General features: G+C 51.0%; 19 protein-coding genes. 11 read left to right on the plus strand and 8 right to left on the minus strand.

Translation table 11 applies throughout. The features are described 5' to 3' along the window. Positions 1 to 40: 40 nt before the first annotated feature. The 3 genes from yebF (at position 41) to ptrB (ending at position 3,317) form a co-directional block, all read left to right on the plus strand. Complete coding sequence (yebF, locus tag WC7_RS15765) at positions 41 to 394, plus strand: protein YebF (RefSeq protein WP_016152770.1); 354 nt, start codon at positions 41 to 43, stop codon at positions 392 to 394. A gap of 101 nt (positions 395 to 495) precedes the next feature. Next, on the plus strand, positions 496 to 1,155 hold the full coding sequence (locus WC7_RS15760) for a tellurite resistance TerB family protein (RefSeq protein ID WP_016152771.1): 660 nt from the start codon (positions 496 to 498) through the stop codon (positions 1,153 to 1,155). 86 nt (positions 1,156 to 1,241) lie between these two features. Then, entirely contained in the window at positions 1,242 to 3,317 is a 2,076-nt protein-coding gene (ptrB, locus tag WC7_RS15755; RefSeq protein WP_196808005.1) for an oligopeptidase B, read from the plus strand. On the opposite strand, the gene exoX is transcribed toward ptrB, so the two are convergent. The 3 genes from exoX to WC7_RS15740 all read right to left on the minus strand — a co-directional run bounded on the left by exoX (position 3,299) and on the right by WC7_RS15740 (position 4,978). After that, positions 3,299 to 3,961, minus strand: coding sequence for an exodeoxyribonuclease X (gene exoX, locus WC7_RS15750; protein ID WP_016152773.1), 663 nt, complete (start codon positions 3,959 to 3,961; stop codon positions 3,299 to 3,301). The genes ptrB and exoX overlap by 19 nt on opposite strands. A 23-nt stretch (positions 3,962 to 3,984) precedes the next feature. Continuing rightward, on the minus strand, positions 3,985 to 4,641 hold the full coding sequence (locus tag WC7_RS15745; protein ID WP_016152774.1) for a carbon-nitrogen hydrolase family protein: 657 nt from the start codon (positions 4,639 to 4,641) through the stop codon (positions 3,985 to 3,987). Positions 4,642 to 4,747: 106 nt separating this feature from the next. Continuing rightward, positions 4,748 to 4,978 carry a DNA polymerase III subunit theta gene (locus tag WC7_RS15740; protein ID WP_003034925.1) on the minus strand — a complete coding sequence of 77 codons (231 nt, stop codon included), beginning with the start codon at positions 4,976 to 4,978 and terminating at the stop codon, positions 4,748 to 4,750. Between the two features lie 143 nt (positions 4,979 to 5,121). Between WC7_RS15740 and yobA the strand changes: the two genes are divergently transcribed. From yobA to pphA, 5 genes are all read left to right on the plus strand, one after another. Beyond that, entirely contained in the window at positions 5,122 to 5,496 is a 375-nt protein-coding gene (gene yobA, locus WC7_RS15735) for a CopC domain-containing protein YobA (RefSeq protein WP_016152775.1), read from the plus strand. A gap of 3 nt (positions 5,497 to 5,499) precedes the next feature. Next, complete coding sequence (gene copD, locus WC7_RS15730; protein ID WP_016152776.1) at positions 5,500 to 6,372, plus strand: copper homeostasis membrane protein CopD; 873 nt, start codon at positions 5,500 to 5,502, stop codon at positions 6,370 to 6,372. Between the two features lie 20 nt (positions 6,373 to 6,392). Beyond that, the gene (locus tag WC7_RS15725; RefSeq protein ID WP_003833793.1) at positions 6,393 to 6,731 is read left to right on the plus strand and encodes a YebY family protein; all 339 of its coding nucleotides are present in this window, start codon (positions 6,393 to 6,395) and stop codon (positions 6,729 to 6,731) included. 613 nt (positions 6,732 to 7,344) lie between these two features. Beyond that, positions 7,345 to 8,175 carry a GIY-YIG nuclease family protein gene (locus WC7_RS24870; RefSeq protein ID WP_016152777.1) on the plus strand — a complete coding sequence of 277 codons (831 nt, stop codon included), beginning with the start codon at positions 7,345 to 7,347 and terminating at the stop codon, positions 8,173 to 8,175. A gap of 90 nt (positions 8,176 to 8,265) precedes the next feature. After that, on the plus strand, positions 8,266 to 8,907 hold the full coding sequence (gene pphA / locus WC7_RS15720; protein WP_016152778.1) for a protein-serine/threonine phosphatase: 642 nt from the start codon (positions 8,266 to 8,268) through the stop codon (positions 8,905 to 8,907). Here pphA and WC7_RS15715 read toward each other — a convergent pair whose 3' ends face one another. The 5 genes from WC7_RS15715 to yebS form a co-directional block, all read right to left on the minus strand. Next, complete coding sequence (locus WC7_RS15715) at positions 8,908 to 9,099, minus strand: YdfD/YebW family protein (protein WP_016152779.1); 192 nt, start codon at positions 9,097 to 9,099, stop codon at positions 8,908 to 8,910. A 102-nt stretch (positions 9,100 to 9,201) separates the two neighbouring features. Beyond that, the gene (locus tag WC7_RS15710) at positions 9,202 to 9,438 is read right to left on the minus strand and encodes a YebV family protein (protein ID WP_029139506.1); all 237 of its coding nucleotides are present in this window, start codon (positions 9,436 to 9,438) and stop codon (positions 9,202 to 9,204) included. A 100-nt stretch (positions 9,439 to 9,538) separates the two neighbouring features. Continuing rightward, complete coding sequence (rsmF, locus tag WC7_RS15705) at positions 9,539 to 10,960, minus strand: 16S rRNA (cytosine(1407)-C(5))-methyltransferase RsmF (protein WP_071601762.1); 1,422 nt, start codon at positions 10,958 to 10,960, stop codon at positions 9,539 to 9,541. 83 nt (positions 10,961 to 11,043) lie between these two features. Beyond that, positions 11,044 to 13,677, minus strand: coding sequence for a PqiB family protein (locus WC7_RS15700; RefSeq protein ID WP_016152781.1), 2,634 nt, complete (start codon positions 13,675 to 13,677; stop codon positions 11,044 to 11,046). Continuing rightward, positions 13,646 to 14,929, minus strand: coding sequence for a membrane integrity lipid transport subunit YebS (gene yebS / locus WC7_RS15695; RefSeq protein ID WP_016152782.1), 1,284 nt, complete (start codon positions 14,927 to 14,929; stop codon positions 13,646 to 13,648). Before yebS ends, WC7_RS15700 begins: the two co-directional genes overlap by 32 nt. A gap of 128 nt (positions 14,930 to 15,057) precedes the next feature. On the opposite strand from yebS, the gene WC7_RS15690 reads away from it, so the two are divergent. The 3 genes from WC7_RS15690 to prc all read left to right on the plus strand — a co-directional run bounded on the left by WC7_RS15690 (position 15,058) and on the right by prc (position 18,406). Next, the gene (locus WC7_RS15690) at positions 15,058 to 15,555 is read left to right on the plus strand and encodes a GAF domain-containing protein (RefSeq protein ID WP_016152783.1); all 498 of its coding nucleotides are present in this window, start codon (positions 15,058 to 15,060) and stop codon (positions 15,553 to 15,555) included. Positions 15,556 to 15,651: 96 nt separating this feature from the next. Continuing rightward, the gene (proQ, locus tag WC7_RS15685; protein WP_003833781.1) at positions 15,652 to 16,338 is read left to right on the plus strand and encodes an RNA chaperone ProQ; all 687 of its coding nucleotides are present in this window, start codon (positions 15,652 to 15,654) and stop codon (positions 16,336 to 16,338) included. Positions 16,339 to 16,357: 19 nt separating this feature from the next. After that, a complete protein-coding gene (gene prc, locus WC7_RS15680; RefSeq protein ID WP_016152784.1) occupies positions 16,358 to 18,406 on the plus strand; it encodes a carboxy terminal-processing peptidase in 2,049 nt (682 codons plus the stop codon). The last annotated feature ends 39 nt before the right edge of the window (positions 18,407 to 18,445 follow it).

Here is an 18,445-nt window from a genome sequence, read left to right on the forward strand (position 1 = left end):
AGGCAACCTGAAGGACGAAGGGGAGATTAAGGAGAAAAGAATGTATAAAAAAAGAGCGTTGTTGAGCCTGCTGTTGTTATCTGCCAGCGTATCTGTATTTGCGGCAAATATGGAAAGCAAGAAAGTTCAGTTCCCCAAGTGCGAAGGACTGAATGCTGACGGTATCGCGGCGAGCGTGAAACGTGATTATCAGCAAAATCGCATCGCGCGCTGGGCTGACGATCAAAAACGCGTCGGGCAAGCCGATCCTGTCGCCTGGGTCAACACGCCCGATATTACGGGCAAAGATGGGAAATGGTCAGTTCCCCTCACGGTTCGCGGTAAAAGCGCGGATATTCACTACCAGGTAAAAGTCGACTGCAAAGCCGGAACGGCGGAGTATCAGTCGCAGTAACGAAGGTAGAAGGTATTTGCACTTCTTTTGATGACCTGAACACTTCCTGACATCCCCTCGGGTACGCTTTGATGATTATTCGTCTGTACTTGAGGGGCAACATGGCTAACTGGCTGAATCAACTTCAATCTCTTCTTGGGCAAAAAGGATCTTCCGCGTCATCTTCTGGTGAGCAAGGGCTGAGTAAACTTCTGGTTCCCGGCGCGTTAGGCGGTCTGGCAGGATTACTGGTTGCCAACAAATCTTCACGGAAATTACTGAGTAAATACGGCACCAGCGCGCTTCTGGTGGGCGGCGGTGCGGTTGCCGGTACCGTGTTATGGAACAAATACAAGGATAAGGTTCGCGCGGCGCATCAGGGTGAACCGCAGTTCGGTGCACAAAGCTCGCCGCTGGATGAGCGAACCGAACGACTGATCCTGGCGCTGGTTTTTGCGGCGAAAAGCGATGGTCATATTGATGCCAAAGAACGTACCGCCATTGAGCAGCAGCTCCGTGAAGCAGGCGTGGAAGAGCAGGGCCGTGTTCTGATCGAACGCGCCATTGAACAACCGTTAGATCCTCAGCGCCTGGCTCAAGGGATCCGCAACGAAGAAGAGGCGCTGGAAATTTACTTCCTGAGCTGTGCGGCGATTGATATCGACCACTTTATGGAGCGTAGCTATCTGAACGCGCTGGGCGATGCGTTGAAGATCCCGCAGGATGTTCGTGAAGGCATTGAACAGGATCTCAAGGAACAAAAACAGGCTTTATCGGGTTAATTACTTACCGTTAAGGTGCATGTTTCGCTTGCATCATTGCTGTCTTTTGCCACCCTTATAGGATGTTTAAGCAAAAGAACAATGACATGCTACCAAAAGCTTCTCGTATCCCCCACGCCATGACGAATCATGGCGATACCCGTGTTGATAATTATTACTGGCTGCGAGATGACACCCGCTCGCAGCCAGAAGTGCTGGATTATCTGCAACAAGAAAATGCGTATGGCCGCCAGATCATGGCCTCGCAGCAGGCATTGCAGGATCGCATCTTGAAAGAGATTATCGACCGTATCCCGCCTCAGGATGCTTCCGCCCCCTATGTGAAGAATGGTTATCGCTACCGGCATATTTATGAACCGGGGTGCGAATATGCCATTTATCAGCGTCAGTCTGCCTTCAGTGAAGAGTGGGATGAATGGGACACCTTGCTGGATGGTAACCAGCGCGCGGCCCACAGTGAGTTTTATACGCTGGGGGGACTGGCGATATCTCCGGATAACACCATCATGGCGTTGGCCGAAGATTATCTCTCTCGTCGGCAATATGGCGTGCGTTTTCGCAATCTGCAAAGCGGCAACTGGTATCCGGAAGTGTTGGAAAACGTTGAAGCGGATCTGGTCTGGGCGAATGACTCGCAAACCTTCTATTACGTGCGCAAACACGCAAAGACGCTGCTCCCATATCAAGTGTGGCGGCATACCGTCGGCTCGCCGTCATCACTGGATGAGCTAGTGTATGAAGAAGCCGATGACATGTTTTATGTCAGTCTGCATAAAACCACCTCGTTACATTATGTGGTTATTCATATCGCCAGCGCGACCACCAGTGAGGTTTTGCTGCTTGACGCAGAACTGGCGGATGCCGAGCCGTTAGTCTTTTTAGCGCGACGTAAAGATCACGAGTACAGCCTCGATCACTATCAGCATACGTTTTATCTGCGTTCCAACCGGCAGGGTAAAAATTTCGGCCTGTACCGTACCCGTGTGCGTGATGAACAAGCCTGGGAGACGCTGATCCCGCCGCGCGACAGCGTCATGTTGGAGGGCTTTACGCTGTTCACAGACTGGCTGGTGGTGGAAGAGCGTCAGCGGGGCTTAACCAGCCTGCGACAGATTAATCGTAAAACGCGCGAAGTGGTCGGTATCGCTTTTGATGATCCGGCGTATGTGACATGGCTTGCCTATAATCCAGAACCTGAGACATCGCGCCTGCGTTATGGCTATTCCTCCATGACCACACCGGACACGCTGTTTGAACTGGATATGGACACCGGAGAGCGTCGCGTACTCAAACAGACGGAGGTCCCAGGATTTGATGCGGCGAACTACCGTAGCGAACACGTCTGGATCACCGCGCGTGATGGCACCGAGGTTCCGGTTTCGCTGGTTTACCATCAAAAGTATTTCCTGAAAGGGAAAAACCCGTTACTGGTCTACGGCTATGGCTCGTATGGCGCCAGCATGGACGCCGATTTCAGCAGCAGCCGCTTGAGCTTACTGGATCGCGGCTTTGTTTATGCCATTGCTCATGTGCGTGGCGGCGGCGAGTTAGGACAGCAGTGGTACGAAGACGGTAAGTTTCTGCTCAAGAAAAATACCTTCAATGACTACCTCGACGTCTGCGACGCGCTGCTAAAAATGGGTTATGGCGCGCCTTCGCTGTGTTATGGCATGGGGGGGAGCGCCGGAGGAATGTTAATGGGTGTTGCCATTAATGAGCGCCCGGAACTCTTCCATGGCGTCATTGCGCAGGTGCCTTTTGTCGATGTGGTGACCACGATGCTGGATGAGTCCATTCCCCTGACGACCGGTGAGTTTGAAGAGTGGGGGAATCCGCAGGACGAAGAGTATTACACCTACATGAAAAGCTACAGCCCGTATGACAATGTTACAGCGCAAGATTATCCTCATCTGCTGGTTACGACGGGATTACACGACTCCCAGGTGCAATACTGGGAACCGGCAAAATGGGTGGCAAAACTGCGCGAGCTGAAAACGGACGATCGTCTGCTGTTACTCTGCACGGATATGGATTCCGGGCATGGCGGAAAATCAGGGCGTTTTAAATCATACGAAGGCGTGGCCCTGGAATACGCGTTTTTGATCGGACTGGCGCAGGGGACTCTGCCTGGGCAGGCGTCTGCTCAGGCGTTATCCAGATAGTGTTTCAGCGTTAAGCGCAGCTCCGGGCTCATACTGTCGAGGTTATTAAATAACCAGCGCAGATAGCCCGGATCGCGTTCAGCCACTTCAGATACAGGTTTTCCGCGGTACTTGCCGAAAGTGAAAGTGGTGAGTAACGCAGGACGGCCGGTAATATCGACCATCTGTTCTGCTGACCAGCCTGACGTCTGTATGATGTCGATCAGCAGTGCCGCGGTGATGTAGCAGTCGTACAGGGCACGGTGATGATGCAGGCCAGCTGGCGTCTGCACGCTCAGCTTGCGCGATTTATACAGCGCCATGTTGCTGTATTTGATTCCTGGCCACAAACGACGGGAGAGTTTCATGGTGCAAATCCACTCCCCGGGCATGTCGGGTAATACGCGGCGATCAAAACTTGCATTGTGCGCCACGTACCATTCGCTACCGTAATATTGTGGGATGACATCTTCAATCCACGGCTTATCGGCCACCATCGCTTCCGTAATGCGATGAATTGCCATCGCCTGAGGGCTGATGGGGCGGTCAGGACGCACCAGGTGGCTCATGGGATTGACTATTTTTCCGTCAACCACATCGACAGAAGCAATCTCAACAATGCCTCCCTGCAGACCACAGGTTTCTGTATCTATTATGCGCAACATGCCATGCTCCTGACCCAAAACGATTAGCGTAAAGGAATGATATCACCTTGCCAACCCCGTGGCGTGCGTTGACCGGTTAAGAGTAAGGAACCGCTGTCTGCGCGAACAATCAATCGACCTTGCTCATCCCATAACGCGCTGCTGCCACGCGCATTTGCCATTAATACCGCAATGGCAAATTTATGCGAGAAACTCTGTAGACGAGATGTGGAGGAGAGCAATTCTGGCTCACTGACAGACTGACTGCTGGTGAATAGCGAGTACGCCGGGTCGATATCGATACCTTCCGGCTGGCTATCCACAACGCTGATGGCATTTTGCTGTCTGGCGATACAGGCCCCGTGGCTCTGGTGAAACGTTAAGGGGGAGGTCATCCAGGGAGAGAAAAGCGCGATACCTTTTACGAACCGATTGTTATGTTCTACCGATAGCCCCGCAATAATCGTCATGCGATAAGTCACGGCTGCATGCGCGAGAGGTTCTAACAACGCTTCATCGGGTGGGGCAGGGAGCGCGTCATTCTCATCAATACAACCCAACAGGGAAAGGGAGGGGAAAACCAGCAATTCACATTGGCATTGAGCGGCTGCCTGAATGAATTGCAGGTGATGCGCGACATGTTCGGTAACTGAGGTTTGAAGAGGTTCGTACTGTGCTGCTGCGATTTTCCAGTGTGACATAATGATTTCCTTTTCATAGTGTCTACAACCATCTTTAAAGTATAGATTAAGAATATACTTATACTGTAGCAGGCATCATGTAAGGAATCGTAACGTAATATAAGTTTTATTTAACTTTAGGCTCGTAGGGTAAACGTGAAAGGGAAACGGATGCCAGACGGTGCGCGATCAGTCTTTCCCGAAACCAGTCGCGTAAATGTTCGGGCTGTTCACGCTCAACGACTTCGGCAACAACCGGCATGTTGTATCGCTCCTTAAATGCGACACCCGCCGCGGCCAGGTCAACATTGACCTTATCCATTTCAGCTTGCTCAAGTTTGGCCAGATTGATGTTCATGGGCTTCTCCTTTTCTCTGTCTTTCGGCGCGCAAAGTTACTAAGAGTGTGCATTAATGGCAAGACCGAAATGATGATTCTCGACTCGATCATTGTAGAAGGTTATTCTCTATAGATTAGACATAACAAAAAGGAATAGTTGAAATGGCTTCATCTGCATCTAAGCTTCGCAACGCTCTCATCGTACTCGCCAGCCTTCTGGCAACTCCCGCCGCCCTGGCTCATGCTCACCTGACAAAACAAAGCCCGGCGGCTAATGCCGATGTTGCGGTATCTCCTCAGGCGTTGACGCTGAATTTCTCTGAAGGTGTCGAGCCGGGATTCAGCGGCGCAACGCTGACAGGCCCAAACAAAGAACAGATCAAAACGGGTAAGGCATCACGCAGTGAACAGGACAAAACACAACTGATTATTCCACTTGCTCAAACGCTTGAGGCCGGAAAATATACTGTCGACTGGCACGTCGTCTCCGTGGATGGCCATAAGACAAAGGGGCAATATACCTTTAGCGTGAAATAACCAATGCTGGAATTTACCTGGGTTGCACTACGGTTTATCCATTTTACCACGTTGATGCTGGTGTTTGGCTGTGCGCTCTACGGCGCATGGCTGGCTCCCGTTTCGGTTCGTCGTTTAATGATGCGTCGTTTTTTGCGTCTGCAACGACATGCCGCAACGTGGAGCTTTATCAGCGCGACGCTGATGCTGGCGATCCAGGGTGGTTTAATGGGCTCAGGCTGGCGGGATGTTATTTCTAGTGACATATGGGGCGCCGTGTTGCAAACGCAGTTTGGCGGCGTCTGGTTATGGCAGATTATCCTCGCACTGGTCACGCTGGTGGTGGTAATTATAGTTCCGCGCAGCATGCCGCGACGGCTGTTAATGCTGACGATTGCGCAGTTTATTTTGCTGGCTGGCGTCGGACACGCGACGCTGCATAGCGGTATCGCAGGGGCAATCCAGCAGGTTAACCACGCCTTGCATTTGGTATGCGCAGCCGCCTGGTTCGGCGGTTTGCTGCCCGTACTTTACTGTATGCAAATGGCGCAAGGTCGCTGGCGGGAACAGGCCATCAATACTATGATGCGTTTCTCTCGCTACGGGCATCTTTTCGTTATCGGAGTTTTACTTACCGGCATCCTGAATGCGCTGTTTATTGTTGGTTTTTCTGTTCCCTGGCACATGGCTTACGGGCAACTGCTTTTGTTAAAAGGTGCTCTGGTGATGCTAATGGTGGCGATTGCGCTGGTGAATCGGTATGTTCTGGTACCACGCATGCGGCAGGATAACCGCAGTATGACACTCTATTTTGTTTGGATGACTAAGCTGGAATGGGGAATTGGGGCCGTTGTGCTGGCGATTGTCAGCCTGTTTGCAACCCTCGAACCTTTCTGATTGATGGATTGGCGAAACGCATGAAAAAAATCATTATCTCGTTATTACTACTGGCAAGTTCAGGGGCCGCGCTGGCTGCGCCACAGGTCATCACCGTCAGCCGTTTTGAGGTTGGCAAAGATAAGTGGGCGTTTAATCGGGAAGAGGTGATGCTGACCTGCCGTCCTGGTAACGCGCTGTATGTCATCAATCCCAGTACGCTGGTGCAATACCCATTGAATGATGTTGCCAGACAGCAGGTAGAGAGTGGGAAAACTACGGCGAAGCCAATCGAGATTATCCAGATTGACGACCCGGCGAAACCGGGCGAAAAAATGAGCCTCGCCCCGTTTGTGGAGCGTGCAGAAAAGCTCTGCTAATTGTCAGATGTAGCGTTCTGATTTCCAATAAAAAACCGCAAGGCTCTCTCAGGAGAACTTGCGGTTTTTACGTTTGGATGTGTGACAATCGTCCTTTTTTTCAGGCCACTTTAGTCGCGGACTGGAAAACCTGGCGCTGTCATCTATTCTTAAATGGCAGGGTAACTTAGCCTGCATTAATGCCAACTTTTAGCGCACGGCTCTCTCCCAAGAGCCATTTCCCTGGACCGAATACAGGAATCGTATTCGGTCTCTTTTTATATACTTTAAAAACCAAAAGGTTAGAAAGCACGGTGCCAAAACACACGAAATTCTTTGTGCGGCATTTTATGCCTGCTACAACAATCTAAACATTTTTGCCCGCATATCCAAGTACTTTTCTGTCATTTTTCACTTTGGTCTTGGACTCGGTGCTATCTGTATCCCTTTATGCAAATGTTCTCGTAACGTGGCAGATGGATATGATTTAAATGTTGTACTATTGAAAATGACAGTATATTAATTTGTTCATAGTCATGGGGGTATCAGATAAAGTTAATTGATAATAATCTAAGGATTATGATTTATTATGAACGGGTTATAGCGATAAAATTATTAAAGATGGAATGGATATATGAATGACTCAGATGGTTATGTTTATATTTTAAAGAATGATGCCTATCAGGATAATCTTTTTAAGATAGGGTTTACAAAGAACATGCCTGAGCATCGGGCTAAGCAATTGTTTAATGGAGTGACCGGTGTTCCACTACCATTCGATGTGGTTATGGCATGTAAAGTAGGAAATTATCGGGAAGCAGAAAAGAATATTCATCTTCGCTTAAAACCTTATAGAGTAAACCATAGAAGAGAGTTTTTTGAACTACCAATAGAAATTTGCAGTAAGGTAGTTCTAGATGAATGTAATAAGATAAATGCACGACTTAATTTCAATTGTATTAATCCTATAATATTGGTGGAAAAGAAAGAGATCGCTATTGAAATTGAAAAGTATCATGAGTCTAACTTTTTGATATCTATGAAAGATATACTTATGCAAGAAAAATATAATTCTAAATTAAATAGCGAGCAAAAAGATAGAATCGAAATATTGATGCTTGTATTAGCTGAGGTGTTCCCTAACGATCTTGTGGGTTGGTATGATGGATTTATGAAAGACCATGATCCGGAAAAAGAAATACAAATTTGGGAATCGTTAGTTAAGGCTTTTTGTAAAGCCAAGCGTTATTATGAATTCAATGCATATAAACAAGAAGTTTTTAATAGCCTGCTTCTACGGACCATTAATGATAAATCGTTTGTCATGAAAGCTATGGCTTCATCGGAGGTTCCTCATGACTTACTTTCACGAATACTTGACTGTTACGATTTAAAACCAACACCACTTGTCGTTATTACAGCGAATGGGATTAAAATGGATGCCCGATTACATATCCATAAATAATTATGTCTCGGATATAAATAGAAACGTCCCCGCCTTTCTGATGTATTTGCTAAAATTAAAGTTGCATGAGAACTGTGTACAGGAGGTCAAATGGGACTACCTGACAATGCTTATCAAAGAGTGGAAGCGACGCGCTGGCGACATGTTTGGGTGGTCGGGGATATCCACGGTTGCTTCTCATTATTGATGGCGAAATTGCGCCAGTGTCATTTTGATCCGTGGCAGGACCTGCTGGTTTCAGTGGGGGATGTTATCGACCGCGGACCAGATAGTCTGCGTTGCCTGAAACTACTGCGTAAACGCTGGATTATCGCGGTCAGAGGGAATCATGAACAGATGGGGCTGGACGCGCTGGCAACCGGGGAGCAATTCCTGTGGTTTATGAATGGCGGTTCGTGGTTTGCGCAGGCGGAGCAGCCAGCGGCGACAGCCGCTCTTGAAACGTGTCGGCAATTACCCTGGATTCTGGAGCTGCGTTGCCAGAACGGCATACACGTTATTGCTCACGCAGATTACCCTGATGATAATTATCAGTGGCAAAAAGAGGTCGATTTACAGCGGGTACTGTGGGATCGCACAAGGCTGATGAATAAAGGCAACGGCATTCGCGGCGCGGATCACTTTTGGTTTGGCCATACGCCTCTACGTCAGCGGCTGGATCACGAGAATCTGCACTATATTGATACCGGTGCGGTGTTTGGCGGCGAGTTGACGCTGGTGCAACTGCAATAATCAAAAATCGCTGTATTCCTGGGCCGGACGCCAGAAGCTGTCGATGTAGTCATCCGCGGGTAAACATCCGCCGTTACGAATACGCTGATCGTCCATTGATATCAGGCACTGCTGCTCAGTTTTGTAGACATCAACAACGATATCTTCACAACCGCCACCCAGGTAGCACACAAAAAGAACCAGCGTGAACATTCCATCCTCAAATGGTAAAGCCATACCTGTAGTGTAGAAGATGTTGATAGATGAGGGAAATTAACCAAGAAATAACCCGTCTGGCGACGGGTTCTTTTTGAATCAGGCAAGGCGCATGATCCAGGCATCTGACTTACGATCGTAGTGCTCGCGAAATAGAACTGAATGTTCTCCGTTAAGAAGGGCCGGGACGCTGGTGTCGGCATCCCAGGCATCAAGTTGCATGCATAAATCCGGATCGGATTTACACGGAATGGTTAACGTTCGGTCCCCTGGCGATTCGCCATGTAACTCGGCGTCGTCGATTTCAAAAGCGCCAATGCGCACACTGGTTTTCATCATCGTGCTCTCCGTTTATTTGCTGGTTGTGGTACGACCAGTTAGGTCGTCCATTTTTCAGCGTAGTCAACGTTAGCAAAAGCGCCAGTAAAAACGTGCGTTATCCTGTAAAGAGTTTGCCATCCCGGACAAGATCGCGCGGGTAGCTATTCTTTAATCGCGATCCAATACGTTTCGCCAGGCCAATCGGCTGATGCTGGAACGTAACCAGCACATCGTCGGTGGTCGGTGCGGTCTGCGGGTAGACATCCCGTCCGCGGTACCACTCTTCGGCTTCGGCAAGGGTCAGTTCAAACGCATGGCTGTGATTTGTGCTGGCGAGAGCAATGACGGCTTCATGCTGCCAGCGGTACCCTTTATTGTGCGTTTCAGCGAGTTTGATGCCGAGTCGGGAAAAGCGGACTTTGCCGATTAGGGGTTCAATCTCGGTTGGGAATAGCCAAATCTCTTTATCACGCTGCCACAGGCGCAGAGTGTCTTCCCACTGCAATCCACAGGCGTTAGCGGCCTGAGTGACAAGCGCGGATTCACGTCCTTTAAGCGGGCTGAACGGGAAGTTACCGACTTTGTATTTTGGCGTCGGTAGAGCAGGGATCGCGGCGGTTTTGCGCAGACGCGCGACGAAAAAACCTTCACAATCGTAGATCTGCGGGAACACATGCAGGAATCCTTCCGGGGTCAGGGCGCGTTCAGCCTGCGGGAATAAATCGCCCAGTGGTAAAAACTCGACGGCGTCCGGGTAGGTCTCAATCAGCCATTGCATAATGTCTTCATTTTCGTCACGGTTCAGCGTGCAGGTCGAGTAAACCAACGTGCCGCCGGGACGCAAGGCATGAAAGGCGCTGTCGAGAAGTTCGCGCTGGGTTGCGGCAATTTCCAGATTACTTTCTGGCGACCAGTTTTTTAGCGCATCGGGATCTTTACGCACCACGCCTTCACCGGAACACGGCGCGTCCAGCAAAATGGCATCGAAGGCTTCTGGCAACGCTGCGCCAAATACCCGCCCGTCAAAATGGGTTAGCGCGACATTGGCTATCCCGCATCGGCTGATATTGGCATGCAGGACTTTGACGCGACTGGCGGAAAACTCATTTGCCAGAATCGCGCCCTGATTTTTCATTTTTGCGGCAATTTGCGTGGTTTTGGAGCCGGGGGCTGCCGCGACATCCATCACGCGATCCGGAGTGTTACCATCGGCAAACAGCGCGGCGACCGGCAGCATTGAGCTGGCTTCCTGAATATAAAACAGGCCGCTTAAATGTTCCGCGGTACTGCCGAGCGGTACTGACTTTTCATCATCGCGTTCGATCCAGAAACCTTCAGCGCACCAGGGTATCGGAGTGAGCGACCAGTTGTAAGGTGCTGTCAGAGTGAGGAAGTCGGCAACGGAGATTTTCAGCGTATTGACGCGGATGCTGCGACGCAGCGGACGCTGGCAGGCAGCGAGAAAATCATCAAATGAGAGCGTGGAAGGCATTGCTTCACGCATTTGGTTTAGAAAGGCGTCGGGAAAATAAGCCACTTGGTACCACCGGCAAAAAAACAGGTGCGCAGTGTAGCATAAGTGCTCCGGCGCGAGTATGTACGCCGGAGCAAGGGGAGAGATTAACGTGGCAGGGCGGTTCCCCATTCACGCCACTCTTTTGGTTCGCTTTCGAGCAGCAGGAAGTGTTTACCTGCCTGTGCTTTCGGAGCCAGCGGCGTACCCGGTGGCGTAGCGAAGGCGATTCCGCCGCGAATGAACTGATTGAAGGTACCGGTCTTCACGACGCCGCCGGTCAAACCAAAGTCGAGATTGTATCCGGATGCCAGCCAGAACACGGAGTTGTTCCGCACCAGATGCTGATAGCGCTGGCTAATGCGCATCGCCACCATCACGCGGTCAGAAAGCGAGCCCAGCGTCAGCCCGGTGACGGTCCCCACTTCAATGCCTCTGAACAGGACAGGCGTACCGATATTCAGCGAACCTGCTTCCGGCGCTTCTACCACAATACTCAGACCATCGAGGTAACGAGAGTCGGTAATGGTGGCTTCCTGCAGTTCAAAATCACGGCGCGGGTTACCGCGTCCTGGTTCAACGTTAATATACGGCTGTAAGATCGTATCCAGATGCTCGACGCCTGCCGCGGAGATTTGCGGTGTGATCACGGAGAAGCGGGTACCGCTACGGGCAAAAGTCTGCACGTATTCCGGATACAGAACTGCTTTTGCCTGAACTTCGTTACGGGCGGTGATGAGCTCAAGCGTCTGGATCTGGCCGATATCGATCCCCAGGTAGCGAATTGGCATGCCGGCCGCGAGTTTACCGGCATCGAACGCGTGCAGGGTTATCTGGCCGCCCACCGCACGCGCGGCGGTTTCGGAAGCATACAGAATACGCTTGTCGCCTTTGCGTTGGCTGGCGCTGGCGCCGCTTAGGTTATCGAAGCTAATCGCCCCTTTGAGCGCTCGCGACAGGGGAGATGCCTGTACGGTCAATCCGCTACCGTTAAGCTGAACCTTTGCCCCGCCTTCGGCCCAGAATACGCTGTTGCTGGTCAGCAGGTTGCGATATTCCGGTTTGATATGCAGATCGATATCAAACGCATCGGCGCGTGGGCGAACGCTAATCACTTCGCCGACCTCGAATTTGCGGTATAACACCACCGAACCGGCCTGTACATCAGGCAGCGTTTCGGCGCTCAGGCTGAGCGTGGTAGTTGGCAGATCGCTCAGGCTGTTTTCAATCGCTTTTTCCAGGTTGGCATACAACGGGTAGCTTTTTTTCATTTCACCCTTGGTACCGGGCAAAATACGAATGCCGCCGCTGAGCCATTCGCTGGCGCTGGCGCCAAGGAATTCCACGCCATCAAGCCCGACCTTGACGTCAACCCGGCTGTTGACCACAAACTTACTGTCACCTTGCACCAGGGCGCGATGCTGTGGTTCGATGGCAACGGTAAATGAAACACCTTTGCCAGAGAGCGTGCGATCAATCACCTGACCGACCTGTACGCCGTGAAGAATCAGTGGCTGACCGGCATCAATACCGTAACTCTCCGGCGCGGTCAGCGTAAGCGTCATGACGCCCGGATCGTGTAACAACGACTTCTCAGCAGGAATAGCCGCAAACTGGTTACGCGGCTCGCCCTCGCCAGGTACCAGCTCGAAAGTTTTGCCCGTCAGTAGCGAACTGATATTTGCATCGTTTAACGATAATTTAGGGCTGTGTAATTCAATCCGCGTATTGTCGCGCAGCAGCGTTACTACGCTGGGATCGACCGTCATTTCGCCGGTCACTTTACCGCCCGGATTTAAATCCAGTTTGGTCAGTTGCCCGACTTCTAATCCTTGATACATCAGCGACGTTGAGCCGGCCTTGAGTCCATCGCCGCTGGGTAAATCAAGCTTGACGATCACTCCCCGCTGGCTGTGCGCGAGATCCTGATACAAACCAAACGTGTCATCGGCCACCGCGGGTTTAGAGTCTTCGGGCGAATCAAAAGCAATGGCGCCATTGACCAGCGCCGCCAGACTCTCCAGCTTGATTTTCGCTCCGCTGAGGCTGACATCCGCATTCACACCGGACACGTTCCAGAAACGGCTGCCTTTTTTCACCAGGTTGGTAAAGCGACGTTCGATCAGCACGTCGATGGTTACGCCCTGATGATTTGGGTTGATGGTGTAGTCATACACCCGGCCCACCGGAATCTTGCGGAAATATACCAGCGAACCGCTATTGAGCGACCCGAGGTCAGGGGCCCGCAGGTGCAGCATCAAATCGCCATTATCCAGACGATATTTGGGCTGCGTATCGAGGGCGACGAAATGATCTTCCGGCTCGCCGGTTCCGGGCATCATGCCGATATAGTTGCCGCCAACCAACGCATCCAGGCCAGAAACCCCCGCCAGCGACGCTTTCGGCGTGACTAACCAGAACTGGGTATCTTTGCGCAGAGCATCTTTCATGGTCGATTTGATGCTGACGCGCACTTCAATTTTGCGTAGATCTTCGCTGAGGTTGATATCCTGCACGGTGCCCACTTCAACGCCCTGATAGCGAACGGGAGTACGGCCCGGCACAATGCCGTCAGCAGACATAAAGTCAATGGTTACGGTATTGCCGCGATCTTCATAGCTTCCCCAGATAAGCCATCCTGCAATCATCAGCGCGATGAAAGGCAGCAGCCAGAACGGAGAGATACGGCGTTTAGTTTTAATCTGCGCTTCAGTCTGCGAAGCGGGCGTTTCCTGACTCATGTGCATCCCAAAGTAAGCGGCTGTCCAGCCATTCCACAGCAAGAATAGTCAATATTACCGCTGCGCCGAAATAAAACGCAGCTGGCCCCATAGTAAAAGCAAGTATCTGATCGCGATTAATCAGCGACATGGTTAAAGCGATAACAAAGAGATCCAGCATTGACCAGCGACCAATCCAGGTCACCATACGCAGCAGTTTGATGCGGGTACGCAATCCTTGCTCACATCTAAAATGGATGCTGATGAGCAACGTAAACATCACAATCACTTTGGTGAATGGCACCAGAATACTGGCGATAAAAACAATCGCCGCCACGCCGACGTTGCTGTTCGCCAGGGACATTATGCCAGACAGGATCGTGTCTTCCTGGCGGCCGCCATTGACATAAATTACCGAGATGGGCAGCAGATTAGCAGGCAAAAGCAGGACGATCGAGGCCAGCAGAGCAGCCCAACACTTTTGGATACTTTGATTCCTGCGCCAGCGCAACGGGATATGACAGCGAGGGCAGCGACCTCGGGCGTCCGGATAACCTGTAAAGTGGCAGCCGAGGCAGACGCGGAGTTTTTCATCAGGCCGACGGGCTGGTCTTTGCGGGTAGAAACGGTCCCAAAGCTGCTCAACGTTAAGGTGCGACAGCGTCAAAACACTGAGGATCACCAGCGCAATAAAAGCAAACAGACCTACACCGGGTTGCAAAAAAGCATAGTCCTGAACTTTGATTGATGCGACGCCAATGCCCACCAGATAGATATCAAGCATCACCCACTCTTTGAGCCTTTCCAGCATTAGCAGCACTGGGCGCAGGTTCATCCCAAGAATATTGCCAAACCACAGATAAGCGATTGAGGTCACGAGAATGATGGGCGCACCGGCAACGCAAAAGAGTACGAAGGATGCGGTGAGTGGGTCGCCTTGTCGGGTCATTTGCCAGATGCCTTGCAGCACATTGGCGTCAATGCGCACACCTAATAAATAGATGTGCAGGAGCGGTTCTCCCCAGGCAAAGGGCATCAGCAGCAGCATGGTGAAAGCCATAGCCGCCAGTCGTGTTAATGACCAGTCGCGTCCGTCACGAATTTTTGCCTGACAGCGTGGGCAAAATGCACTTTGATGCGAACGCATTTTAGGCAAACTAAAGATTAGGTCACATTCAGGGCAACGATGGTAATGCGCACGAGGGAGTGCATCACCAATGGACCTGATGGCTATTTTTTTAGTCGGCGTGATGCGTGGTGTCGTTAAGGCCATGTATCGCGAATCAAATTGTTGAAGTAATGTTATCTTAACTCATGACGGGAATGATCTTGAGCATTAACGCATTTAATGTTTATTTTAGTAGGCTGCAGCTTTAAGTAAGACAACTAAGTGATTACATAATGAACAAAACAGAGCTATACACGGATCTGAACCGTGACTTTCAGGCATTAATGGCAGGTGAAACCAGTTTTCTGGCAACGCTGGCAAATACCAGCGCGTTGTTGTACGAACGTCTTGCAGAAGTAAACTGGGCCGGTTTTTATCTGCTCGAAAACGATACGCTGGTGCTGGGGCCTTTCCAGGGAAAAATCGCCTGCGTGCGGATCCCGGTAGGACGCGGGGTGTGTGGGACCGCAGTAGCGCAGAACCAGGTTCAGCGCATTGAGGACGTTCATGCTTTTGACGGACACATCGCATGTGATGCCGCCAGCAACGCTGAAATCGTCCTGCCAATCACCGTCGAAAATCAGATAATCGGCGTGCTGGATATCGATAGCACGGCGTTTGGCCGCTTTACTGACGAGGATGAACAGGGGCTGCGAACGCTGGTGGCACAACTTGAAACCGTGCTTGCAACGACGGATTACAAAAAATTCTTTGCGCGCGTCGCAGGATAATCAACGGATAACGTAGCAATTACTGATGACGTCATTATAATGTCGCCTGTTCATGCCTGCGCTTGTTGGCTACGTCCGTTGTAATCAGGAAATTTCATGGAAAATCAACCTAAGTTGAATAGCAGTAAAGAAGTCATCGCGTTTCTGGCCGAACGCTTCCCGCAGTGTTTTAGTGCGGAAGGCGAAGCGCGCCCACTGAAAATTGGCATTTTTCAGGATCTGGTAGAGCGTGTTGAGGGCGAAATGAACCTCAGCAAGACGCAGCTCCGCTCTGCCTTACGTCTCTATACTTCAAGCTGGCGCTATCTGTATGGCGTTAAATTGGGCGCAACGCGTGTTGATCTCGACGGCAACCCTTGTGGTGAGCTGGATGAGCAGCACGTTGAACATGCTCGCAAACAGCTGGAAGAAGCTAAAGCCCGCGTTCAGGCGCAACGTGCAGAGCAACAGGCGAAAAAACGCGAAGCAGCCGCTGCTGCCGGTGAAAAAGAAGACGCACCGCGTCGCGAGCGTAAGCCGCGTCCTGCACCGCGTCGTAAAGAAGGCGCTGAGCGTAAACCTCGCGCTGAGAAACCAGCAGCAAAAGCACCGCGTGCTCCTCGTGAAGAACAGCATACCCCGGTATCTGATATTTCAGTACTGACGGTAGGGCAGTCTCTGAAGGTGAAAGCAGGTAATAATGCGATGGATGCCACCGTATTAGAAATCACCAAAGATGGCGTCCGTGTACAGCTGAATTCGGGTATGTCTTTGATTGTACGCGCAGAACACCTGGTGTTCTGAAACGGAGGCCAGGCCTGGCATGAACACTTTTTTTAGGCTTACTGCGTTAGCTGGTCTGCTTGCATTAGCAGGCCAGGCACTTGCTGTGGAAGATATCACGCGTGCCGATCAAATCCCCGTTTTAAAGGAAGAAACCCAGCATGCGACGGTAAGTGAACGTGTGACATCGCGTTTTACGCGTTCGCACTATCGCCAGTTCGATCTGGATCAGGCGTTTTCGGCAAAAATTTTTGACCGCTATTTGAATCTGCTCGACTACAGCCACAACGTGCTGTTGGCGAGCGATATCGAACAGTATGCAAAAAAGAAAACGGTCCTTGGCGATGAACTGCGTACCGGCAAGCTGGATGTCTTTTACGATCTCTATAATCTGGCGCAAAAACGCCGATTTGAACGTTATCAGTACGCGTTAAGCGTACTGGCACGTCCAATGGATTTCACCGGTACCGACACCTTTAACCTCGACCGGAGCAAAGCGCCATGGCCGAAGAGCGAAGCAGAGCTTAACGCGCTGTGGGACGGCAAGGTTAAATTTGACGAACTCAGCCTGAAGCTGACCGGCAAAACCGATGCGGAAATTCGTGAAACGCTGACGCGTCGCTACAAGTTTGCGATTCGCCGTCTGGCGCAGACCAACAGCGAAGATGTGTTCTCTCTGGCGATGACGGCTTTCGCCCGTGAGATCGATCCGCATACTAATTATCTCTCTCCACGCAATACCGAACAGTTCAATACTGAAATGAGCCTGTCTCTGGAAGGTATTGGCGCGGTTTTGCAAATGGATGATGACTACACCGTCATTAACTCCATGGTGGCGGGCGGCCCGGCAGCCAAGAGCAAAGCAATAAGCGTTGGCGACCGTATTGTCGGCGTGGGTCAGACCGGTAAGGGAATGGTCGACGTGATTGGCTGGCGTCTGGATGACGTTGTTGCGCTGATCAAAGGACCCAAAGGCAGCAAAGTTCGCCTTGAAATCCTGCCTGCCGGTAAAGGTACTAAGACGCGTACCGTCACGTTAACGCGTGAACGTATTCGTCTCGAAGACCGCGCCGTGAAAATGTCCGTGAAAACCGTTGGCAAAGAAAAAGTCGGCGTACTGGATATCCCTGGCTTCTATGTTGGTCTGACGGATGATGTCAAAGTTCAGTTGCAGAAGCTGGAAAAACAGAACGTCAGCAGCGTCATTATCGATCTGCGCACTAACGGTGGTGGCGCGCTGACCGAAGCCGTTTCGCTCTCCGGTCTGTTCATTCCTTCCGGCCCGGTGGTTCAGGTTCGTGACAATAACGGTAAAGTGCGTGAAGACAGCGATACCGACGGCGTTGTGTACTACAAAGGTCCGCTGGTAGTGTTAGTCGATCGCTTCAGTGCTTCGGCATCAGAGATTTTTGCTGCGGCAATGCAGGATTATGGTCGTGCGCTGATCGTTGGTGAACCGACTTTCGGGAAAGGCACTGTACAGCAGTATCGCTCTCTGAACCGTATTTATGATCAGATGCTGCGTCCGGAATGGCCGGCGCTGGGTTCTGTTCAGTATACGATCCAGAAATTCTACCGTGTAAACGGTGGCAGTACGCAGCGTAAGGGCGTTACGCCGGACATCATCATGCCGACAGGTAATGAAGAAACGGAAACCGGTGAGAAGTTTGAAGATAACGCCCTGCCGTGGGATAGCATTGATGCTGCGTCTTACACCAAATCAGAGAATCTGACGCCGTTCGGACCTGAATTGTTAAAAGAGCACAATGCACGTATTGCCAACGATCCTGAGTTCCAGTACATCATGAAGGATATTGCGCGTTTCAATGCGATGAAGGATAAACGCAACATCGCTTCTCTCAATTACGCTCAGCGTGAGAAAGAGAATAACGAAGATGACGCAATGCGTCTGGCGCGTATCAACGATCGGTTTAAGCGAGAAGGTAAGCCGCCGCTGAAAAAACTGGACGATTTACCGAAGGATTACCAGGAACCAGATCCCTACCTGGATGAAACGGTAAAAATTGCGCTTGACCTGGCGCATCTTGAAAAAGAAAAGCCAGCGGAACAGCCCGCAACCAGTAAATAACCTCCAACAGGCACAAGAAATTGTGCCTGTTTTTTTAAC

It is taken from the genome of Citrobacter sp. KTE151 (assembly GCF_000398845.1).
GTDB lineage: Bacteria > Pseudomonadota > Gammaproteobacteria > Enterobacterales > Enterobacteriaceae > Citrobacter > Citrobacter braakii.